General features: G+C 67.0%; 20 protein-coding genes and 1 pseudogene. 13 read left to right on the top strand and 8 right to left on the bottom strand.

The genetic code is table 11. From position 1 onward, the window contains the following. Positions 1–20: 20 nt before the first annotated feature. The 3 genes from Q0L30_RS24210 to fliE all read right to left on the bottom strand — a co-directional run bounded on the left by Q0L30_RS24210 (position 21) and on the right by fliE (position 1,270). Positions 21–350, bottom strand: a complete 330-nt coding sequence (locus tag Q0L30_RS24210; RefSeq protein WP_296662970.1) for a flagellar protein FliT — start codon at positions 348–350, stop codon at positions 21–23. Beyond that, complete coding sequence (gene fliS / locus Q0L30_RS24215; protein WP_296662972.1) at positions 347–793, bottom strand: flagellar export chaperone FliS; 447 nt, start codon at positions 791–793, stop codon at positions 347–349. Before fliS ends, Q0L30_RS24210 begins: the two co-directional genes overlap by 4 nt. 141 nt (positions 794–934) lie before the next feature. Further along, positions 935–1,270: a flagellar hook-basal body complex protein FliE gene (fliE, locus tag Q0L30_RS24220; protein WP_296662974.1), complete on the bottom strand. Its 336-nt coding sequence runs from the start codon at positions 1,268–1,270 to the stop codon at positions 935–937. A gap of 345 nt (positions 1,271–1,615) precedes the next feature. Here fliE and fliF point away from each other — a divergent pair, with 345 nt between their 5' ends. The 13 genes from fliF to fliR all read left to right on the top strand — a co-directional run bounded on the left by fliF (position 1,616) and on the right by fliR (position 13,973). Continuing rightward, positions 1,616–3,397 carry a flagellar basal-body MS-ring/collar protein FliF gene (gene fliF, locus Q0L30_RS24225; protein WP_296662976.1) on the top strand — a complete coding sequence of 594 codons (1,782 nt, stop codon included), beginning with the start codon at positions 1,616–1,618 and terminating at the stop codon, positions 3,395–3,397. Next, the gene (fliG, locus tag Q0L30_RS24230) at positions 3,387–4,382 is read left to right on the top strand and encodes a flagellar motor switch protein FliG (RefSeq protein ID WP_293033041.1); all 996 of its coding nucleotides are present in this window, start codon (positions 3,387–3,389) and stop codon (positions 4,380–4,382) included. Before fliF ends, fliG begins: the two co-directional genes overlap by 11 nt. Then, the gene (gene fliH / locus Q0L30_RS24235) at positions 4,369–5,061 is read left to right on the top strand and encodes a flagellar assembly protein FliH (RefSeq protein WP_296662979.1); all 693 of its coding nucleotides are present in this window, start codon (positions 4,369–4,371) and stop codon (positions 5,059–5,061) included. Before fliG ends, fliH begins: the two co-directional genes overlap by 14 nt. Continuing rightward, a complete protein-coding gene (fliI, locus tag Q0L30_RS24240; protein ID WP_296662980.1) occupies positions 5,055–6,761 on the top strand; it encodes a flagellar protein export ATPase FliI in 1,707 nt (568 codons plus the stop codon). The genes fliH and fliI overlap by 7 nt, the downstream gene beginning before the upstream one ends. Next, positions 6,758–7,210, top strand: a complete 453-nt coding sequence (gene fliJ / locus Q0L30_RS24245; protein ID WP_296662983.1) for a flagellar export protein FliJ — start codon at positions 6,758–6,760, stop codon at positions 7,208–7,210. Before fliI ends, fliJ begins: the two co-directional genes overlap by 4 nt. Positions 7,211–7,235: 25 nt before the next feature. Then, complete coding sequence (locus tag Q0L30_RS24250) at positions 7,236–8,831, top strand: flagellar hook-length control protein FliK (protein WP_296662985.1); 1,596 nt, start codon at positions 7,236–7,238, stop codon at positions 8,829–8,831. A 457-nt stretch (positions 8,832–9,288) separates the two neighbouring features. Next, on the top strand, positions 9,289–9,804 hold the full coding sequence (gene fliL / locus Q0L30_RS24255) for a flagellar basal body-associated protein FliL (RefSeq protein ID WP_296662988.1): 516 nt from the start codon (positions 9,289–9,291) through the stop codon (positions 9,802–9,804). Between the two features lie 97 nt (positions 9,805–9,901). Further along, positions 9,902–10,900 (top strand): flagellar motor switch protein FliM, encoded by a 999-nt coding sequence (fliM, locus tag Q0L30_RS24260; RefSeq protein WP_296663092.1) that lies wholly within the window; start codon positions 9,902–9,904, stop codon positions 10,898–10,900. Further along, a complete protein-coding gene (fliN, locus tag Q0L30_RS24265; protein ID WP_296662990.1) occupies positions 10,893–11,360 on the top strand; it encodes a flagellar motor switch protein FliN in 468 nt (155 codons plus the stop codon). Before fliM ends, fliN begins: the two co-directional genes overlap by 8 nt. A gap of 92 nt (positions 11,361–11,452) precedes the next feature. Continuing rightward, positions 11,453–11,971 (top strand): flagellar biosynthetic protein FliO, encoded by a 519-nt coding sequence (fliO, locus tag Q0L30_RS24270; RefSeq protein WP_296663095.1) that lies wholly within the window; start codon positions 11,453–11,455, stop codon positions 11,969–11,971. 147 nt (positions 11,972–12,118) lie between these two features. Beyond that, on the top strand, positions 12,119–12,865 hold the full coding sequence (gene fliP, locus Q0L30_RS24275) for a flagellar type III secretion system pore protein FliP (RefSeq protein ID WP_296662993.1): 747 nt from the start codon (positions 12,119–12,121) through the stop codon (positions 12,863–12,865). A gap of 12 nt (positions 12,866–12,877) precedes the next feature. Continuing rightward, a complete protein-coding gene (gene fliQ / locus Q0L30_RS24280; RefSeq protein ID WP_293035497.1) occupies positions 12,878–13,147 on the top strand; it encodes a flagellar biosynthesis protein FliQ in 270 nt (89 codons plus the stop codon). 34 nt (positions 13,148–13,181) lie between these two features. Then, positions 13,182–13,973, top strand: a complete 792-nt coding sequence (fliR, locus tag Q0L30_RS24285) for a flagellar biosynthetic protein FliR (RefSeq protein ID WP_296662997.1) — start codon at positions 13,182–13,184, stop codon at positions 13,971–13,973. A 58-nt stretch (positions 13,974–14,031) separates the two neighbouring features. Here fliR and flgL read toward each other — a convergent pair whose 3' ends face one another. The 5 genes and pseudogenes from flgL to Q0L30_RS24310 form a co-directional block, all read right to left on the bottom strand. After that, complete coding sequence (flgL, locus tag Q0L30_RS24290) at positions 14,032–15,300, bottom strand: flagellar hook-associated protein FlgL (protein WP_296662999.1); 1,269 nt, start codon at positions 15,298–15,300, stop codon at positions 14,032–14,034. An 11-nt stretch (positions 15,301–15,311) separates the two neighbouring features. Next, the gene (gene flgK / locus Q0L30_RS24295; RefSeq protein ID WP_296663003.1) at positions 15,312–17,324 is read right to left on the bottom strand and encodes a flagellar hook-associated protein FlgK; all 2,013 of its coding nucleotides are present in this window, start codon (positions 17,322–17,324) and stop codon (positions 15,312–15,314) included. Positions 17,325–17,493: 169 nt separating this feature from the next. After that, entirely contained in the window at positions 17,494–18,252 is a 759-nt protein-coding gene (locus Q0L30_RS24300; RefSeq protein ID WP_296663005.1) for a flagellar brake protein, read from the bottom strand. Between the two features lie 268 nt (positions 18,253–18,520). Further along, entirely contained in the window at positions 18,521–19,534 is a 1,014-nt protein-coding gene (flgJ, locus tag Q0L30_RS24305; RefSeq protein WP_296663007.1) for a flagellar assembly peptidoglycan hydrolase FlgJ, read from the bottom strand. 11 nt (positions 19,535–19,545) lie between these two features. Beyond that, positions 19,546–20,628 (bottom strand): annotated as a pseudogene (locus Q0L30_RS24310) (flagellar basal body P-ring protein FlgI); the annotation flags it as partial. Positions 20,629–20,631: the final 3 nt, after the last annotated feature.

Genomic DNA, 20,631 nt, shown 5'->3' on the forward strand with positions numbered 1-20,631 from the left:
GTCGATCGGGCGCGGCGCGCCTAGCGCACGCCGTAGAGTTCCTGCAACACCCGCCCGGGGCGCGTCTTGCCGGCAAAGAGCGCCGCGAGACGCGTCATGCACGGGCTCGCCAGTTCGCGGATCGCCGCGTCGTCGGCGAGGATCTGGCGGATCAGCTCGAATTTGCGCGCGCGCTCGTGGGTCGACAGCAGCGTGCCGCCGTCCGCAGCCTTGAGCGCGTCGACGAGGTGGCGATACTCCTCCTGGAGATCGATCAGATCGTCCCAGTGCGCACCGCGTGCTGCGCAGAGCATCCGCTCTGAGACTGCCGCTATCGCTTCGTAGCGGGCGAAGTAGTCTGCGTTCGTCATCTCATCATTGGACCGGCGCCCGGAGCGCCAGGCGCTCCAGCCAGCCGTTCGGCTTCCGGCCCGATACCGAGCCAGGCTTCCTCGAGCGTCGCCAGCAGGCCGTCTACCTCGACCAGCATGGGCTCGCTCTGTTTAATGTTCGCTTCCAGCAGGCGGCGCGCAATGTAGTCGTACAGCGCATTCAGACGCTGTGCGATTTCCCCGCCCGCCTCCATGTTCAAGGCCTGCTGAAGCCCGCTTTCGACAATCTGGATTGCCTTGCCGATCGCCTCGCCCCGCCCCGCGACATTCCCCATCTGCATGTGCATGCGCGCCTGCGCCACGGCCTTGCGTGCGCCTTCGTACAGCATCGCGATGAGCCTGTGCGGACTCGCACCCATGACTCCAGTCGTGACCCCCACGTGTGCGTACGCGTTGGCTCCAGAGCGTGAAGACGAAAACATGGGTGCTTCTCCTCGATACTTGCGGCTGTGAATACGTTGCATCCGGCACGCGGCGCCGAGAAGCGCCTGCCGGCCATAGCCGGGTTATCGGAATGTTGTGGGAGAAGCTTTAGCGCTGCGTGCGCGGCAATCCGCCTGAAATCAGACCTGGATCGACATGATGTCGGTGTACGCAGTGACGAGCTTGTTGCGCACCTGCAGCCCGAACTGGAAGCCGACGTTCGCCTTCTGCATGTCGACCATCACGTCGTTCAGCGAGACGTTGTTCGCGCCCAGCTCGAACGCCTGCGACTCGCCCACGGCTTTCTGCTGCTCGTCGCTGATCTTGTCGAGCGACGCCTTCAGCGCCGCCGAGAACCCGCCTGCCGTCGCGGCGCCCGAGGCCTGGTCGGCGGCGCTCGGCCCGCTGGCCGCCTGCGTCGCCATCGACTGCATCTGCGCGAGTGCGGACGTGAGCGGAGATACTGGCAAGGACATGATTGCTCCACAGTAAAAAAGTGACGCGAGGGGCCAGCGCCTGGCGTGGTGACAAAGCGTGGTTGCGCCGCCCGCTGCGCCCGGCGCTTGCACGGGCCGCCGGGACTGGTGCACAGAATAGCAGCGGGGCATCGGCGAGACCGCCGAAACTAGGGGGGAAACCCGGCTCTATTCGCGCAATCGGCTTGCGCGCGGCTGCGGATAATCCCTAGCGTGAAAGTCTCTGTCGCCAGCGCGCCGCGCCGGGCCGGAACCGTTCCCGAAAGCGCTTGCGCCGGGGCGGCCCGAGCCTCGCGCCGCGGTGCGGGCGGCGGACGCTGAAGGCCTCCCGGAGAAACCCGACGCATGGATTCGTCAGCCAACTCTTTGATCAACCCCGACGCCCGCGTGGGCCTCGCCACCGGCGGTGCCGCGGCGGGCGCCGCCGGCGCTGCACAGCCGGGCGCCGCTGACGACCTCGGCGGCGCGGGCGGATTCGCGCAGCGCTTTAACGCGCTGCCGACGCTGCGCGCCATGCGCGGCAACCCGCGTGCGCCGCTGATCTTCGCCGTCGCCGTGCTGCTTGCCGTGGTGGCCGCGCTCGTGCTGTGGTCGCGCGCGCCCGACTACAAGGTGCTCTACAGCAACCTGTCGGACCGCGACGGCGGCGCGATCATCACCGCGTTGCAGGCCGCAAACGTTCCCTACAAGCTCAGCAACGGCGGCGGCACGATTCTCGTGCCCACGGAGCAGGTCAACGAAATGCGCCTGCGGCTCGCCACCCAGGGCCTGCCGAAGAACGGCTCGGTCGGCTTCGAACTGATGGACAACCAGAAGTTCGGCATCAGCCAGTTCGCGGAGCAGGTGAACTATCAGCGCTCGCTGGAGGGCGAGCTGGAGCAAACGATTGAATCGATCGCGAGCGTGAAGACGGCGCGCGTGCATCTGGCGATTCCGAAGCCCTCCGTGTTCGTGCGCGAGCACGAGGCGCCCACCGCCTCGGTGCTCGTGAATCTCTACCCGGGCCGCATGCTCGACGAAGGCCAGGTCGCCTCGATCACGCACATGGTCGCCTCGGCCGTGCCCGATCTGACCGCGCACAACGTCACGGTGGTCGACCAGGACGGCAACCTGCTCACGCAGAACGCCGCGAGCGCCGGGCTCGACGCCACCCAGATCAAGTACGTACGGCAGATCGAGCGCGACACGCAGGCGCGCATCGATTCGATCCTCGCGCCGCTCTTCGGCCCGGGCAACGCGCGCGCCCAGGTGAGCGCCGACATCGACTTCTCGAAGCTCGAACAGACTTCCGAAGCGTACGGTCCGAACGGCAACCCGCAGCAAGCCGCGGTTCGCAGCCAGCAGCAGAGCATCGCGCAGGAGCTGCAGCAAGGCGGCGCCTCGGGCGTGCCGGGCGCGCTGTCGAACCAGCCGCCGCAGCCCGCTTCGGCGCCGGTCAACGCGCCGGTCGGGGCGAACGGCCAGCCGACCTCGACGCCGGTTTCGGACCATCGCGACACGACGACCAACTACGAGCTCGACAAGACCGTGCGCCACTACCAGCAGGCGCCGGGCGACATCAAGCGGCTTTCGGTGGCGGTGATCGTCAACTATCAGCCGAAGGTCGACGCGAAGGGCCATGCGACCATGCAGCCGCTCGACGCGCAGAAGCTCGCGCAGGTCGAGCAGCTCGTGAAGGACGCGATGGGCTACGACGCGAAGCGCGGCGACTCGATCAACGTGGTGAACGCCGCGTTCCAGACCGAAGTCGATCCGTACGCGAACCTGCCGTGGTGGCGCCAGCCGGACATCGTCGCGCTCGCCAAGCAGATCGCACTGTGGCTCGGCATCGCGGCGGTGGCGGCGGTCCTGTACTTCTGGATGGTGAAGCCGGCGCTGCGCCGCGCGTTTCCGCCGCCGGAGCCGGTCGCCCCGCTCCTGCCGGAGAGCCTGGACGGCGAGCCGCTGCTGCTGGACGGCCTCCCGCCCCCGCCGGTCGAGGATACGGAAAGCGACGCCGCGCTGGCCGCCTTCGAGAACGAGAAACACCGGTTCGAGCGGAATCTGGACTACGCGCGCACGATCGCGCGCCAGGATCCGAAGATCGTCGCAACCGTCGTCAAGACCTGGGTGAACGATGAGCGCTGAAGGTGCTGTCAAGAGTGCATTGCTGCTGATGTCGATCGGCGAGGAAGAGGCCGCCGAGGTCTTCAAGTTCCTCGGACCGCGCGAAGTGCAGAAGATCGGCGCCGCCATGGCGTCGCTCAAGAACGTCAAGCGCGAAGAGATCGAAGCCGTGCTGCAGGAGTTCGTGAAGGAAGCCGAGCAGCACACGGCGTTCTCGCTCGACTCGAACGACTACATTCGCAACGTGCTGAACAAGGCGCTCGGCGAGGACAAGGCCGGTGCGATCATCGACCGTATCCTGCAGGGCGGCGATACGAGCGGTATCGAAGGGCTCAAGTGGATGGATTCGAGCTCGGTGGCCGAGCTCATCAAGAACGAGCACCCGCAGATCATCGCGACGATCCTCGTGCACCTCGATCGCGACCAGGCCTCCGAGATCGTCGGGTGCTTCGCCGAGCGTCTGCGCAACGACGTGCTGCTGCGTATCGCGACGCTCGACGGCATCCAGCCGGCCGCGCTGCGCGAACTCGACGACGTGCTCACGGGCCTGCTCTCGGGCAGCGACAACCTCAAGCGCAGCCCGATGGGCGGCATCCGCACGGCAGCCGAAATTCTCAACTTCATGCCGGCGCAGTTCGAGGAAGGCGTGCTCGAAAACGTGCGCCAGTACGACGCCGAACTCGCGCAGAAGATCATCGACCAGATGTTCGTGTTCGAAAACCTGCTCGACCTCGAAGACCGCGCGATCCAGCTGCTGCTCAAGGAAGTCGAGTCGGAGTCGCTCATCATCTCGCTCAAGGGCGCGCCGCCTCCGCTGCGCCAGAAGTTCCTCTCGAACATGTCGCAGCGTGCTGCCGAACTGCTCGCCGAAGACCTCGACGCACGCGGTCCGGTGCGCGTTTCGGAAGTCGAGTCGCAGCAGCGTCAGATCCTCCAGATCGTGCGCAATCTGGCCGAAAGCGGTCAGATCGTGATCGGCGGCAAGGCGGAAGATGCGTATGTCTGACGACGCGTCAGCCAAGCTGAAGGGCGCGGCGTACCGGCGCTGGGAGATGGCGTCGTTCGATCCGCCCCCGCCCCCGCCGCCGCCGCCTCCTCCGCCGTCGCCCGACGAAGAAGCCGCGCTCATCGCCGAGCTGCAGCGCCTGCGCGACGAAGCGCACGCGCAGGGTCTCGCGTCGGGCCACGTCTCGGGCCAGGCGCTCGGCTACCAGGCCGGTCACGAGCAGGGCCACAAGCAGGGTTTCGAGCAGGGTCTCGCCGATGCGCGCGCCCAGGCCAAGCAGCTCGCGCTCGTCGCGCAGCGCTTTAGCGAAGCATTGACGACCGTGCAGGCGGGCGTGGCCGAAACGCTCGTCGAACTCGCGCTCGACATCGCGCAGCAGGTCGTGCGCCAGCAGGTCCAGCACGATCCGACCACGCTTCTCGCCGTGGCGCGCGAAGTGCTCGCCGCCGAACCGGCGCTCGCGGGCGCGCCGCAGCTCGTGGTGAGCCCGGCCGATCTGCCGGTGGTCGAAGCCTATCTGCAGGAAGAACTCCAGGCGCGCGGCTGGACCGTGCGCACCGACCCGGCGCTGGAGCGCGGCGGCTGCCGCGCGCAGGCCGCGACCGGCGAAGTGGACGCGACCGTGGGCTCGCGCTGGGAGCGCGTGGCCGCCGCGCTCGGCAAGGTACGGCCATGGTGACGCCGCCGGCGGCCGGGACGATCCACACGAGCGGCCTCACGCCGCTCGAACAGGAACTCGCGCTCGCGTCGTTCGGTCCGCTCGCGCACGACGCGGCGCAGCCCGTCGAGGCCCGCGCGGATCTCGTGGCGCATAGCCCGTCCGCCGAACAAATCGCGGACGAACCCGCGAAGGAACCCGCAGACGCCGACGGCGAAGCGAGCGCCGATGCGCCCGCGCGTGCACCCGCGCTTGCGCCCGCGCTCGCACCCGCCTCTGCCTCCGCGTTTGCGAACTACACACCGCCGCCGCACTACGACCCCGCGAACGAGCATCTGCAGGCGTGGAACGCCTTTCTCGAAGGCGTGCGCGAGCGCAACGCGCTCGCCCTGCCGCTGCGCGCATGCGGGCGCCTCACGCGCGCGGCGGGCCTCGTGCTCGAAGCGGTGGGTCTGCGTCTTTCGGTGGGCGCGGAAGTGATGATCGAGTTGCCGCCCGGCAGCACCCTGCCGATGGCCGAAGCCGAGGTGGTGGGCTTCGGCGGCGACAAGCTGTTCCTGATGCCGACGACCGAAGTCGCGGGTCTGTTGCCCGGCGCGCGCGTGTGGCCGCTCGAAGCGGCGCCCATCGCCGACCCGATGTCGGGCGCGAAGCGCCTGCCGGTCGGCTGGGGCATGCTCGGCCGCGTGGTGGACGCCTCGGGCAAGCCGCTCGACGGACTCGGTGCGCTCGCGACCGAAGCCGATGCGCCGCTCACCGCCGCCTCGCTCAACCCGCTCAACCGCGAGCCGATCCACCACGTGCTCGACGTTGGCGTGCGCGCGATCAACGCGCTGCTCACCGTCGGGCGCGGCCAGCGCATGGGTCTTTTCGCGGGCTCGGGCGTCGGCAAATCGGTGCTGCTCGGCACGATGGCGCGCGCAACGAGCGCCGAAGTGATCGTGATCGGCCTGATCGGCGAGCGGGGCCGCGAAGTCAAGGAATTCATCGAGCAGATTCTCGGGCCCGAGGGACTCGCACGCTCGGTCGTGGTGGCCGCGCCGGCCGACGTCTCGCCGCTGTTGCGCATGCAGGGCGCCGCCTACGCCACGACGCTCGCCGAATATTTCCGCGACCAGGGCAAGCATGTGCTGCTGCTCATGGATTCGCTCACGCGCTACGCGATGGCGCAGCGCGAAATCGCACTGGCCATCGGCGAGCCGCCCGCGACCAAAGGCTATCCGCCTTCGGTCTTCGCGCGCCTGCCCGCGCTCGTCGAGCGCACCGGCAACGGCCCCGCGGGCGGCGGCTCGATCACCGCGTTCTACACGGTGCTCACCGAAGGCGACGACCAGCAGGATCCGATCGCCGACGCCGCGCGCGCGATTCTCGACGGCCACATCGTGCTCTCGCGCACGCTGGCCGAAGCGGGCCACTATCCGGCCATCGACATCGAAGCCTCGATCAGCCGCGCGATGACCGCGCTGATCGACGACCAGCATCTGAACTGCACGCGCCAGTTCAAGCAGATGCTTTCGCGCTATCAGCGCAACCGCGACCTCATCAACGTCGGCGCATACGTGAGCGGCCGCGACGCGGTGCTCGACCGCGCCATTTCGCTGTATCCGCGCATCGAAGCGTTCCTCCAGCAAGGCTTTCGCGAAACCGCGAGCTATCAGGCAAGCCTCCAGGCACTCGGGACACTTCTCGGACAGGCCAACGGGCAAGGAGCCAGGACATGACGAACCCCACACCGCTGCAAACCCTGATCGGACTCGCTCAGGACGAGGTCGACGCTGCCGCACAGCGGCTCGGGCGCCTGCAGCGCGAGCGCGGCGAAGTCGAAAAGCAGCTTCAGGCACTCATTACGTACCGGGACGAGTACCATACGCGTTTCACGGAAACGGCACGCCAGGGCATGGCGGCGGGCAACGTGCGCAACTTCCAGGCGTTCATCGACACGCTCGATACGGCGATCGACCAGCAGCGGCGCATGCTCGACCAGGCCACGACGCGTGTCGAAGCAGCGAAGCCCGAGTGGCAGCGCTGCAAGCAGAAGCTCGGCTCGTACGAAGTCCTGCAGACGCGCCAGGATCAGGTTGCGGCGCGCAAGGAAGCGCGTCGCGAGCAGCGCGACTCCGATGAATACGCCGCGCGCATCCTGCGCATGCGCGCGCCGCAACACCTGTAACAGCACAATTTTCGAGACCGCAAGCATGTCGATACTTACCGGAATCAGCGCACTGCTCGGGAGCCTCGGGGACGCGGCGTCGAGTGCGGCCGCGAGCCAGGACGAGCAGGCCGGCCAGAGCTTCGCGCAGACACTTCAGCAAAGCATCAACGCGCAAACGCCCGTGCAGGCCGCCCCGCTGCCGCAACCGGCAACGACTGCATCCGTGCAGCAGGTCAGCAACGCTGTCGCGAGCGCCGCCAGCAGCGTGAACAACAGCGTCAACAGCAACAGCGGCTTCCACAACAGCACCAACGCCAGCAGCAACGCCAACGCGCAGCAAAGCGCGGCGGCCGGCCACCAGACGAACACGAGCCAGACGGCGCAGTCGTCGGGCTCGACCTCGCACTCGCATGGCGCGCAACAGGCATCGAACGGCGCCCAGCAGCAAAGCGGCAGCGCCAGCCCCGATCAGAACCAGACCGATGCCGCGGGCGCACAAGCCGCAGCGGCGGCCGTTCAGGCGCAGATGCAGTTGCAGATGCAAATGCAGGCTCAGATGCAGGCTCAAGCGCAGGGCCAGGCGCAGGGCCAGGCGGCCGGCGGCGATGCCACCGGCGCGCAGGCCAGCGCCAATGCCGCGCTTGCGGACCTCGCCGCCACGACGGCAGCCACCGCTGCCCGTACGGCTGCGACCGCTGCGGGCAACGCCGCAGCAGGCGCCGGTACCTCGGGCAACCCGAAATCGGTGCGCGACGCACTGCAGGCTGCGTTCGCCGCACTGCGCGACGGCTCGGCCACAGCGGGGGGACACGCCGCCGCGACGACTACACCGGCCAGCACGACGGCGAGCACCGCCACGAGCCTGAACACGCACCCGGCCACGACGCTCACGCCGTCCTCCGGCGCGGCAAGCAACTTCGCCTCGCACCTCGCGACCCACACGGCAGCCAGGGGTGCGGGCGAGAACGCCGCCGCCCTCGCCAGCGACAAGACGGCTGCCGCGGCCCCGACGAACGACACGGCCGCGGCAGCGGCAGTGGCACAGGCGCTGCAGGACCCGGCAACCGCCGCCACCGGCGCCAGCCAGAACACACCCGATGCGCTCGCCGCCGCCCAGGCGGCAGCGGCTGCGGCGGCGCAAAGCCCGGCAACGGTGGGGGCATCGACCGTCGCGGCGTCGTCGGCGGCGGGCGCAACGGCGCTCGCACCGCAAGTGGGCACGGCCGACTGGGAAGACGCGCTTAGCCAGAAAGTCGTGTTCCTTTCGAACGCACACGAGTCGAGCGCCCAACTCACGCTGAATCCGAAAGACCTCGGCCCGCTGCAGGTGGTGCTCCAGGTCGCGGACAGCCACGCGCACGCGCTCTTCGTCTCGCAGCACCAGCAGGTGCGCGACGCCGTCGAGGCGGCGCTGCCGAAGCTGCGCGAGGCGATGGAGCAAAACGGCATCGGCCTTGGCAGCGCGAGCGTGAGCGACGGCTTCGCACGGCAGATGAACCAGCAGGCGCAGCAGGAAAGCGGCAGCAATCGCAGATCGAGCACGGCAAGCACGGGCGACGCGGCGGACGACAGCATCGTCGCCGCAGCCGCGACGACCGTCACGCAACGCAGCGTCGGCCTGATCGATACGTTTGCTTGAGTTTGCCTAAAGCGGCGCCACGCGGCGCGTGCAACACGGCAAACCCGCGAGTTGGCACGTGAGGTTAGCCCGCGAAGTCAGCCCGCGAGTTCAGCCCGCGAAGTCGGCCCATGAAATGAGCCAGAGAAGCGGCCCGCCCCGCGCGCGCCGCTTCGCCCGGCATCTTCAGGCAACTGAAGGCAACTTCAGGCGCCTTTGCCGCCGATGCCGCCGGTTGCACGCCCGCCCATCAGGCGCCATCAATAAAAAAGTCACCGGCCTTGTGCACAATCGACGCCTTGCACGCGCAACGACGTGCGCATGCCTCACCGAAGGCTTGCGCACGTTGCACAACAAAAGCACGAGATAGCCGCAAATCCCCCTTCTATTCCCCCCATCGCCGCAAGGCAAAAGCCAGAACAATGCAAGCTACCGGAATTAACGGTCCTTATGCACGTATAGCAGGCGCTCAACTGACATGGCGACAACGACCGCATCCAAGCAAGCCGCAACAGAAAGCGAGAAACCAGGCCCAATGAAGCGCTATCTTGCCCCCGCCCTCATCGCGATCTTCGCCGCAGGCGCCGCCGCAGGCGGTGTGTGGTTCTTCATGCAAGGACACGGCGCCGGCGCGGCTGCGGCTACCGCCAGCGCCGCGACCGTCGCGGCATCGCCGACGCCCGTGTATTTCGTGCTCGATCCGATGACCGTGAACCTGCAGTCCGACGACGGCGAAGCGCATTACCTGCGCATCGGCCTCACGCTGAAGGTGCCCAACCAGGCGACCCAGGACGCGCTCAAGGATCACACGCCGGAGATCCGCAGCCGCGTGCTGCTGGCGCTCTCGGCCAAGAAGCCGGCCGATCTCGCGACGCTCGACGGCAAGCGTGCGCTCGCCACCGAACTCTCCGTGCTGATCTCCCAGCCGTCCGACCCGCGCGAGCCTTTCATGCGCATCGACGACGTGCTGTTCACCGAATTCGTCGTGCAGTGAGCGTGAACCCGATGACCCAGCAAGCCTGTCAGCCACGCACGCTGCGCGAAGTGCTGGCGCGCCGCGTCCACTGCGGGGAGAGCCACGCATCATGAGCATGGGCCACAGCGAGTTCATGTCCCAGGAGGAGGTCGATGCCCTCCTCAAGGGCGTGACCGGTGAAGTCGACAACGAGTCGAACAGTTCAGACAGCAAGGGCGTCCGGCCGTACAACATCGCGACGCAGGAACGCATCGTGCGCGGCCGGATGCCCGGCCTCGAAATCATCAACGAGCGTTTCGCGCGTCTGTTGCGCGTCGGCATCTTCAACTTCATGCGCCGCACCGCCGAGATTTCGGTGGGACCGGTGCGGGTACTGAAGTACGCCGAGTTCACGCGCAACCTGCCGATCCCGACGAACCTGAACCTCGTGCAGGTCAAGCCGCTGCGCGGCACGTCGCTGTTCGTGTTCGACCCGAACCTCGTGTTCTTCGTGGTCGACAACCTGTTCGGCGGCGACGGACGCTTTCATACGCGCGTCGAAGGGCGCGACTTCACGCAGACCGAGCAGCGCATTATCGGCAAGCTGCTCAACCTCGTGTTCGAGCACTACACGACGGCGTGGAAGAGCGTGCGGCCGCTGAATTTCGAATACGTGCGCTCCGAAATGCACACGCAGTTCGCAAACGTTGCCACTCCCAATGAGATCGTGATCGTCACGCAGTTCTCGATCGAATTCGGGCCGACGGGCGGCACGCTGCACATCTGCCTGCCCTACTCGATGATCGAGCCGATGCGCGACGTGCTCTCCTCGCCGATCCAGGGCGACGTGCTCGACGTGGACCGCCGCTGGGTGCGCGTGCTCTCGCAGCAGGTGCAGGCCGCGGAAGTCGAGCTCACCGCCGATCTCGCCGAGTTCCCGATCACGTTCGAGCAGATCCTGAACATGCGGGCGGGCGACGTGCTGCCGCTCAACATTCCCGAGCACATCGTCGCCAAGGTCGACGGCGTGCCGGTGATGGAATGCGGCTACGGAATTTTCAATGGTCAATATGCGTTGCGGGTCCAGAAAATGATCAGCGCAGCCGACACGATGAAGGAAGGTAGAGATGAGTGACGTGAACGCCACGCCCGCAGACGAGCCGGTGCTCGAACCCGGTGCCGGAGCCGCCGTGCAGCCCGACGAGGAGCAGGGGCTCGACGACTGGGCGGCCGCGCTCGCCGAGCAGAACGGCAATGAGGTCGCCACGACGCAGCCCGCGGAGGCCGCCGGCGTATTCCAGCCGCTTTCGAAGGTGACGTCGACCACGACGCACAACGACATCGACATGATTCTGGACATTCCCGTCCAGATGACCGTCGAACTCGGCCGCACGAAGATCGCGATCCGCAACCTGCTTCAGCTGGCGCAGGGCTCGGTCGTGGAACTCGACGGTCTCGCAGGCGAGCCGATGGACGTGCTCGTGAACGGCTGCCTCATCGCCCAGGGCGAAGTCGTGGTGGTCAACGACAAGTTCGGCATCCGCCTGACCGACATCATCACGCCCTCCGAGCGGATCCGGAAGCTCAACCGATGAACCCGCTGGCAGGGCATGGCGCGGTTCGCCGCGCCGCGCAGGCATTCGCTTCGTCGCTCGCATGCACCGCAGTGCTCCCGGCATTGCTTGTCATGGTGCTCGCGGCGTCGCCGCTCGCCGCCCACGCCGCCGATCTCAACGCGGTGAACCAGGCCGCCGCCCTCGCCGCTTCGGGCGCCTCCGCCGCTTCCGCCGCTTCTTCGGCCAATGCGCTCGGCGCGGGCAGCGCGGTGCCTTCGCTCGGCTTCGGCGCCGTGCTGCAAACCGTGTTCGGCCTTGTACTCGTGATCGGCATCGTGTTCGGCTGCGCGTGGCTCGCGCGCCGGCTCGGCCTGCACGGCATGTCCGGCGGCGCGCTCGTGAAGACGGTGGGCGGCGCGTCGCTCGGCGGCAAGGAGCGCGTGTCCGTCGTCGAGATCGGCGACACCTGGCTCGTGCTCGGCACGGCGCCCGGCAACGTGCGTCTGCTGCACACCATGCCCGCCGGCACCGTGCCGGATGCGGCGCAAACCGGCCCCGCACTGCAGGGCGGCTTCGGACAGCGCTTTCGTGACGCGCTGAAAAGCGAAGCGGGTAAACGATTCAGGCGTCACGACGGCGGAGCGCAGTAAATGGACAGCAGTTCCCTCGACGCGGCACAAGGGCGTGCGCTTCAGACGGCCGCGCGTGCGCGCCGCCCGTCTTTCGGCAGATCCTTCGCCAGGTCGTTCTCCAGCTCATTCTCCAGGTTGTTCGCCGGGTCGTTCGTGAAATCGGCCATGCCGTTCGCGCTGATCCTCGGCGCGGCCGCCCTGGCGCTCGTGCTGCCGCATGTCGCGCACGCGCAGGCCGCCGGCCTGCCCGCCTTCAATTCGGCTCCCGGCCCGAACGGAGGAACGACCTACTCGCTGAGCGTGCAGACGATGCTGCTGCTCACGATGCTGTCGTTCCTGCCCGCGATGGTGCTGATGATGACGAGCTTCACGCGCATCATCATCGTGCTGTCGCTGTTGCGCCAGGCGCTCGGCACGACCACCACGCCGCCCAACCAGGTGCTCGTGGGCCTCGCGCTCTTTCTGACGCTGTTCGTGATGTCGCCGGTGCTCGACAAGGCGTATAACGACGGCTACAAGCCCTTCTCCGCCGGCACGCTGCCGATGGACGAGGCGGTTTCGCGCGGCGTCGCGCCGTTCAAGACGTTCATGCTGCGCCAGACGCGCGAATCGGATCTCGCGCTCTTCGCGCGCATCTCGCACGCGGCGCCGATGCAGGGCCCCGAGGACGTGCCGCTCACGCTGCTCGTGCCGGCGTTCGTCACGAGCGAGCTGAAAACCGGCTTCCAGATCGGCTTTACGATCTACATCCCGTTCCTGATCATCGAAATGGTGGTGGCGAGCGTGCTGATGTCGATGGGTATGATGATGGTTTCACCCGCAACCATATCGCTGCCGTTCAAACTGATGCTGTTCGTGCTCGTCGACGGCTGGCAACTGCTGCTCGGCTCGCTCGCGCAGAGTTTCGTGTAAGGAGGACTGCCTGTGACGCCCGAATCGGTCATGACGCTCGCCCACGAGGCGATGCTCATCTCGATCATGCTGGCCGCGCCGCTCCTGCTCGTGTCGCTCACGGTGGGTCTCGTGGTGAGCCTGTTCCAGGCGGCCACGCAGATCAACGAATCCACGCTCTCGTTCATCCCGAAGCTCATCGCGATTCTCGTGACGCTCGTGATCGCCGGGCCGTGGATGCTCACGACGATGCTCGACTACATGCACCGCATGTTCTCGAGCATTTCGTCGCTCGCCAACTAGGCGGCGCACGCCGCCGCCCGCGTTTTTTCACTCGATGTTCTCGGTCACCTATGCGCAGCTGAACGGCTGGCTCACCGCGTTCCTCTGGCCGTTCACGCGCATTCTCGCGCTCATCGCGGTCGCGCCGTTGCTCGGCCAGCGCGTGGTGCAAACGCGCGTGAAAATCGGCCTCGCGGGCTTCATCACGCTGATCGTCGCGCCCACGCTCGGCGCGATGCCGCACGTGACGGTCTTCTCAGCCGAAGGCGTGTGGATCATCGTGAACCAGTTTCTGATCGGCGTCGCGCTCGGCTTCACGATGCAGGTGGTGTTCGCGGTCGTGACCGCGGCGGGCGACATCATGGGGCTCGGCATGGGCCTCGGCTTCGCCACCTTCTTCGATCCGCAGACCTCGGCCAATACGTCCGCGCTCTCGAGCCTGCTCAACATGTTCGCGATGCTGACGTTCCTGATCCTCGACGGCCATCTGCAGATGCTCGCGGCGCTCGTCGCGTCGTTCGAATCGGTGCCCATTTCGGCCAACATCCTCGGCGCGCCGGGCTGGCGCATTCTCGCGAACTGGGGCTCGGTCGTGTTCGCCTCGGGCCTCCTGCTCGCGCTGCCCGTGGTGGTCGCGCTCCTCATCACCAACCTCTCGCTCGGCATCCTGAACCGCGCCGCGCCGCAGATCGGTATTTTCCAGATCGGCTTCGCGCTCACGATGATCACCGGCATGCTGCTCATCGTCATGATGGTGCCGAACATGATCCCGTTCTTCGCGCGCCTGTTCGACAGCGGCATCGACGAAATGGGCCGCGTGGCCGCGGCGCTGCGGCCCGCGGGCTGAGCGCATGCGGCGGTCGGCGCGGCGCGCGCATGCCGCACGCGCCGCGCCCTCCCCGGGATCAGGGATTGATGTACTGGAACAGCGAGAGCTGCTGGGTTTGCGCGAAAGTCTTCTGCGATGCCGAGAGCGCGCTCTGGACCTGCGTGTACTGACTGATCGCCGCCGTCATGTTCGTGCTCATGAGGGTCTGGAGGTCCGTCGTGGTCTGCAGCGCGTTGTTCGACGTCACGGTCTGCAGTGCCTGCAGTTCCTGTTCGCGTCCGCCCACCGAAGCCTGGATCGTGATCACGTTCGACAGCGAATTGCTGAGCGCGGCCATGCCGGTCGTCATCGCGTTGGTGTACGTGGCCGTGGCCGTGGCGTTGTTCTGCGACGGCTGGTTCAGCGCCGCGATCATGTTGTCGATCGTGGTGAACACATTCGTGTTGGCGGAGGCCGTGGCCGGCGTCACCGTGAACGAATCGCCCACGACGGCGGGCGGCGTGACGACACCCGACGGCGTACCCGAGATGGTCACGTTCATGCCGCTGCCGAGCGAGATCGACGCACCGTCCGTGTACGGCGTGGCCGGCGTGGTCGTCGGCGGAACGGCGCTGTTGTCGGTCACGGTGTAGGTCAGGGCGTTCGTGACGGGGTCGTTCGCGAACCCGATCGAGTAGCTGTCGCCGTTCGTGGCCGCAGTCGGATCGGTCACCGTGACCGCGCCGATCACGCCCGTGCCGGTGTTGGTCGCGCTGCCGGCCGGAACTTGTTGCGAGCCCAACGGCTGCACGCTCATGAACACCGAGCTGCCCGAGTCGCCGATCGCGATCTGCCGCGTGTCGTTCACCTGAATCACGCGCTGGCCCGAATCGCCGTTGTACGTAGCGCCCTTGCCTGCGGTGTCGGTGAACACCTGCGACGTCTTCTGGAAGCCCGAGAACAACATGTTGCCCTGGCCGTCGCTCGCGTTGGCGTACGACAGCAGCTCGTTGCGGTAACCCTCCATCTGCTTGGCGAGCGCGGCACGGTTCGTATCGTTCAACGAGCCGCCGAGTGCCTCCGAAGCAATCGAATTGATGCCCTGCAGCGTGGTCGTGATGTTGGTGAGGGCGGTGCCCTCGATCTGCAGCGACGTGAGCGCCGTGCTCTGGTTCGACGCGTACTGCGTGAGCGCCGCGCTCGTCGACGAGAGGTGCACGGCCTGGGCTGCGCCGAGCGGGTTGTCGGCGGGGTTCGAGATCGCCACGCCCGACGAAACCTGCTGCTCGATCTGCAGAAGCTGGGACTGCTGGTTCTCCATCGTCGCGAGGCTCGTGGAGTAAATCTCGGAAGTTGCGATACGCATGGGTCAGCGCCTTACTGAATAATGCCGATCAGGGTCTGGAAGAGCGAAGCCGCGGTCTGGATGACCTTGCTGTTCGCCTGGTAGAGCTGCTGATACTGGAGCAGTTTTGCTGCCTCTTCGTCCATGTTCACACCCTGCACGGACTGCTGCTGCGAGGTGATCTGCGAAACGAGCGACTGCTGCGACGTGCTGTTCGCCTGGAGCAGCGTCGCCGTGTTGCCGATCGAATTCACGTAGCTCGCGTAAGCGCTCGTGAGCGTGGCCGTTCCGTTGAAGGTCGTGCTGGACGTGAGGTTCGCGAGCAGCAGCGCATTGCGGCCGTCCTGCGCGCCGCCGGGGTTCGCCGCGATCGTGAACTTGTCGTTGTTGGCGGGCGTGCCCGTCATCGTGAAGCTCACGTTGGTCACGCCGTCGGTCGGATCGGTGATCGTGTACGAGTTACCGGTGGCCGGGTTGTACGGCACGCCCGTCACGCCAGGCGGGTTGATCGTCACCGAGGTCGTCGTGTTCGAGCCCGGCGTCGAATACGTGATCGTCGTGCCGGTGGCGAAGCCCGTGAGCGTACCCGTCGCGGCGTTGTAGGTGACCTGGAACGGCGTCGCGGGCACTGCATAGCCCGACGTGACCGTGCCGCCCGTGACGCTCCCCGAGCCGGTGTTGCCGACGCTCGCCGACACCAGCACGGGCGCCGTCGCCGCGATCGCCGCGGGATCGGTCGTCGCGAGCGAGAAGCTGTCGAGCGCGTTGCCCGTCGGCTGGATCGTGTAGGCGTCGCCGCTGTTCATCGTGCCCGTCGACGTGATGCTCAGGCCGCTGCCCGCCGGTGCGAACGGCGTGGTCGTGCTCGGCGCCGTCGTGGTCGTCCACGACAGGTTCGTCGTCGTGTCGGTGAGCGTGTAGGTGCCGGTGCCCGAAGCCGTGCTATAGCCCAGCGTGTAGGTGTCCGTGGTCGGCTGCGACTGGTTGGTGAGCGCCACCGTCACGACCCCGTTGCCGGTGTTGGTCGAGTGACCGGTCACGAGCGCCGGGTTCACGTTGAAAAGCGCAATGCCCGCGGTGCCGCCGAGGTTCAGGCCGAGCGCGTTCTGCGCGTTGACCTGCCCCGCGAAACTGGTCGCAATCGCGCCAAGCTTGGCTTCCGCCGGATCGAGCGTCTGCGTGACGAACGAGACGAGGCCGCCGAGCGTGCCGCCCTGCAGCGCGGCGGAGGTGAGCTGCTGCGGCGTGGTGTTCGATCCCGCGCCGCCGGCCCAGGCCACGCTCAGTTCGGCGCCGTTGCTGTTCGAAGGCTGCGTCGTGAGGTTGTAGTTCTGGGCGCTCACCACGAGCGGCTGGCCGTTGCCGAGAAACACGCTGTAGCCGCCGCTGTTCTGCACCACCGACACGCCGACCATCTTCGAGAGGTTCGCCACGGCCAGGTCGCGCTGGTCGAGCAACTGGTTCGGCGGCTGGCCCGTCGCGCTCGCAGCCGTGATCTGCGTGTTGAGGTCCGCGATCTGCTTCGAGTAGCTGTTGATCTGCGTGACCGCTTCCGAGAGCTGCGTATTCACGCTCTGGCGCATCTGGCTGTACTGCTGGCCCGCGGCGTTGATCTGGTCGGCGAGCGTCTGCGCATCGGAGAGCGCGGTCTGACGCGCCGCGGAGTCGTTCGGCGAGTTCGCGACGTTCTGAAGTCCCGAGAAAAACGACGTGATCGACGCGGCGATGCCCGCAGTCGGGCTGCCGACGAGATTCGAAAGCTGCTGCGCGAGCGTGTACGAAGCCGTGATCGAGCTGTTGGTGGCCTGCGCGTTGTTCAGCTGCGTCGTGAGGTACTGGCTGTAGGCGCGCTCCACCGACTGGGTCGTGACGCCGTTGCCGAGATAACCCGAACCCGTGTTCTGGCCATTCGACTCGGCATAGTCCGGCCTTTCGACGTTGTAACCGGCGGTCGTCGAGTTGCTGATGTTCTCGCTCGACGTCGCAATGCCGATCTGGGCCGCCTGCAAACCGCTCAAGCCGATCGAAAAGATATTCGTGGTCATGCGTGATCCTCGTGAACCTCCGGCCGCCTCGATGCGACCGCGTGGTGGACTACCCGTATAACGGCAGGACGTCGCGAAAATTGAGTGTCTGGACGCGCGGAAAACGTTTGGCGTCGAAGAGGTCAAGGCACACCGCCCAGGGGCGCGGCGGCGTGCCTCGATGCGGGCGTCAGGCGCGCGCGAGTGAGCGGCGCTTCATCTCGAGTTGCGTGATGTAGCGCTGGAGGCTGTTTTCGGTCGAGCCGGGCAGCAGTTCGAAGCGAAAGCCGAGGTGATAGCGGCGCTCGCCATTGGGCAAGTCGATGAAACGACGCACGACGAGCGCAAGATCGACACGCAGCTTGCCGTACGAGCGCAGATCCAGTTCGACGTCCGGAATATGCACGCCCATGCCGATCGCCTCGGCGCGCGGATCGGTCGTGCGCAGGCCCACGCCGCCGAGCGAGATGTCGTGCACGACGTAGGTGAAAGGCGCATCGTCGGGCAGCACGCCGCGGCAGATGCACGGATCCATCACCGGCGTATCGACGCGGAAGTACTCGCGGCGCTGAATGTAGTAGAGCACCTCGGGGAACGAGGCGATGAACGCGGGCCGCCCTTCGTAGTCGGTGCGCTGCGGCGTGCGCGTCGTGAACTGCACGCGCACGCCCTCGGGCGACGCATGGAATTCGCATTGATCGGCGTTGAGCACGCCGGTGTTCTGCTCGGCGAGCGCGCCCCAGTCGAACACGAACGTCTGGTTTCGCGTATCGACATCGAGAATGCGGGTGACGATCTGCCCCCCGCGGTACTGAAGAGTCAGGAAGTCCCCGCGATTGACGAGGTTGCGCAATTGCACGCCCACTTCGAGCGGATTGCGTCGTGCGAATTCGGGGACGTCTTCTTCGCCCCCCACTTCTTCCTGTTGATTCGACTGAACGGTATTCATCGGCCTGCCGGTATTTCGTGGACGTGCCGGCGCGCGTGAGACGGACCCAGAGCGCGCCATTCGGGCAGCGTGCGCCGCCCCTTGTACTTACCCATCTCGTCTGCATTAGCGGCAGGATGACGGGAAAATTTAGGGCGCGCCACAAAAAAATCCGGCAAAAAATCCAGCTGGCATGGCTTTGCGGCCATCGTGGCGGGATCGTCGTGCAGGCAACGTTTGCGCTTCGGCGAGGTGCGTTCGCAAGCCCGTTGCTGCTGCGAACAGGCCTTTAGCTCATCTGCTGCATGACCGAGAGGAGCTTCTGCGCGTAGTGCGGATCGGTGGCATAACCCGCGCGCTGCATGCCCTGCGCGAAACTTTCCGCGCTGTGCGAATGGTTGATGACCGACGCATAGCGCGGGTTGCTCTTGAGCAGCGTGGCGTAGTCGGCCATCGCGTCTTCGTACGAGTCGTACGCGCGGAATTTCGCCACCACGCGGTGCGGCTCGCCGTTCACGTATTCGGTCGTGACCGTCGAGACGGTCTTGCCGGTCCAGTCCTTCGACGCCTTGATGCCGAAGACGTTGTGGCTCGCCGAGCCGTCCGCCTTCTTGATCTCGCGCTTGCCCCAGCCCGACTCCAGCGCGGCCTGGCCGATGATGAAGCGTGCCGGGATGCCGGTCGATGCGCTCGCCTGCTGCGCGGCGTTGGCGAGCTTGTCGACGAACGCGTCCGCCGAGGCGTCGCCGTTGCCGTGCACCGCGGGCATGAGCGCGCTGTTGCCGCCGTAGCCCCGGCCGTTCGCGAGCGCGCCGTTGGCCGCCGCGTTGCCGTACGCGCGGCCGAGCGCGTTGAGCATCGCGAGGTTGCCCGCGCTGCCGCTTGCACCCAAACCCGCGCCCGCGCCCGAGCCTGCGAGACCCGAAAGCGCGTTGGCCACGCCGCCCGCACCCTCGCCGCCGTCCGCGCCAAGCGCCGCGCCGCCCATGCTGCGCGTGAGCTGCTTGAGCATCGCGTTCGCGACGCCGATGCCCTTGTTCGACATCTGCTGCGCGAGCTGCTGATCGAGCATCGACATGAACGTATTGCCGTCGCGCGAATCGAGCGGGCCGTCGTCGGGCGTCGCTTCGCGCATGCTCTTGAGCATCATCTGCGTGAAGACGGCGTCGAACTGCTTCGCCGCCATCTTGACGCCCTGCTGCGGCGCGGCGTTCGCGGCCGCGCGCATCGCGTCGAAGCCGTGAACGTCGAGCGCGAAGCGGTTGGTGATGTCGAGATTGTTGTCGATCTTCGAGCTGTCCATTTTGACGATCCTTAGATGATCTCGAGGTCGGCGCGCAGTGCGCCCGCCGCCTTCATCGCCTGCAGGATCGACATCAGGTCCGCCGGTGTCGCGCCGAGCGCATTGAGCGCCTTGACGACTTCGGCCAGATTGGCGCCCGCCGTCACGAGCTTGAGCGATCCGTTGTCCTGCTTCAACTGGATCTGCGACTGGCGCGCCGCCACCGTGTTGCCGTTCGAGAACGCGCCGGGCTGGCTCACCACGGTCTGCGTGTTGATGACGACCGAGAGGTTGCCGTGCGCCACCGCGCAGCTATCGAGCGTCACCATCTGGTTCATCACGATCGAGCCGGTGCGCGCGTTGAGAATCACCTTCGCCGCAGGCTGGGCCGGGTGCACGTTCAGGCTCTGGATCTGCGCGATGAAGCCCACCTGCGCGGACGGATCGGCGGGGCCGCGGACCTGGATCGTGCGTCCGTCGAGCGGCATGGCCGTGCCCGAGCCGAACATGTTGTTGATGGCCGCCACGATGCGCTGCGTCGTGTCGTAATCCATATCGTTCACTTCCAGCTGCAGGATGCCGCCTTGCTGCGCGACGGGCGACGGCACGGCGCGCTCCACGATCGCGCCGCCCGCGATGCGTCCTGCCGCGAGCTGGTTCACCTGCACCTTGCTGCCGTTGGCCGACGCGCCCGCGCCGCCCACCGCCACGTTGCCCTGCGCGAGCGCATACACCTGGCCGTCCGCGCCCTTGAGCGGCGTGAGCAGCAGCGTGCCGCCGCGCACGCTCTTCGCGTTCGCGAGCGACGAAACCGTCACGTCGATCGGCTCGCCCGGCCGCGCGAACGGCGGCAGCACCGCCGTCACCATCACGGCGGCGACGTTCTTGAGCTGCATGTTGTTGAGCGTCTGCGACGCCGCGCCGTTCGCACTCGACGTGTTGTTGATCGAGATGCCGAGGTTCGCGAGCATGTTCGCGAGCGTCTGCGTCGTGAACGGCGCCTGGGTGGTCTGGTCGCCGGTGCCGTCGAGGCCCACGACGAGGCCGTAGCCGATCAGCGGGTTGTCGCGCACGCCCTGGAACGTCGCGAGGTCCTTCACGCGCTCGGCGCGCGCGGG

The organism is Paraburkholderia sp. (genome assembly GCF_024281035.1).
Classification (GTDB): domain Bacteria; phylum Pseudomonadota; class Gammaproteobacteria; order Burkholderiales; family Burkholderiaceae; genus Paraburkholderia.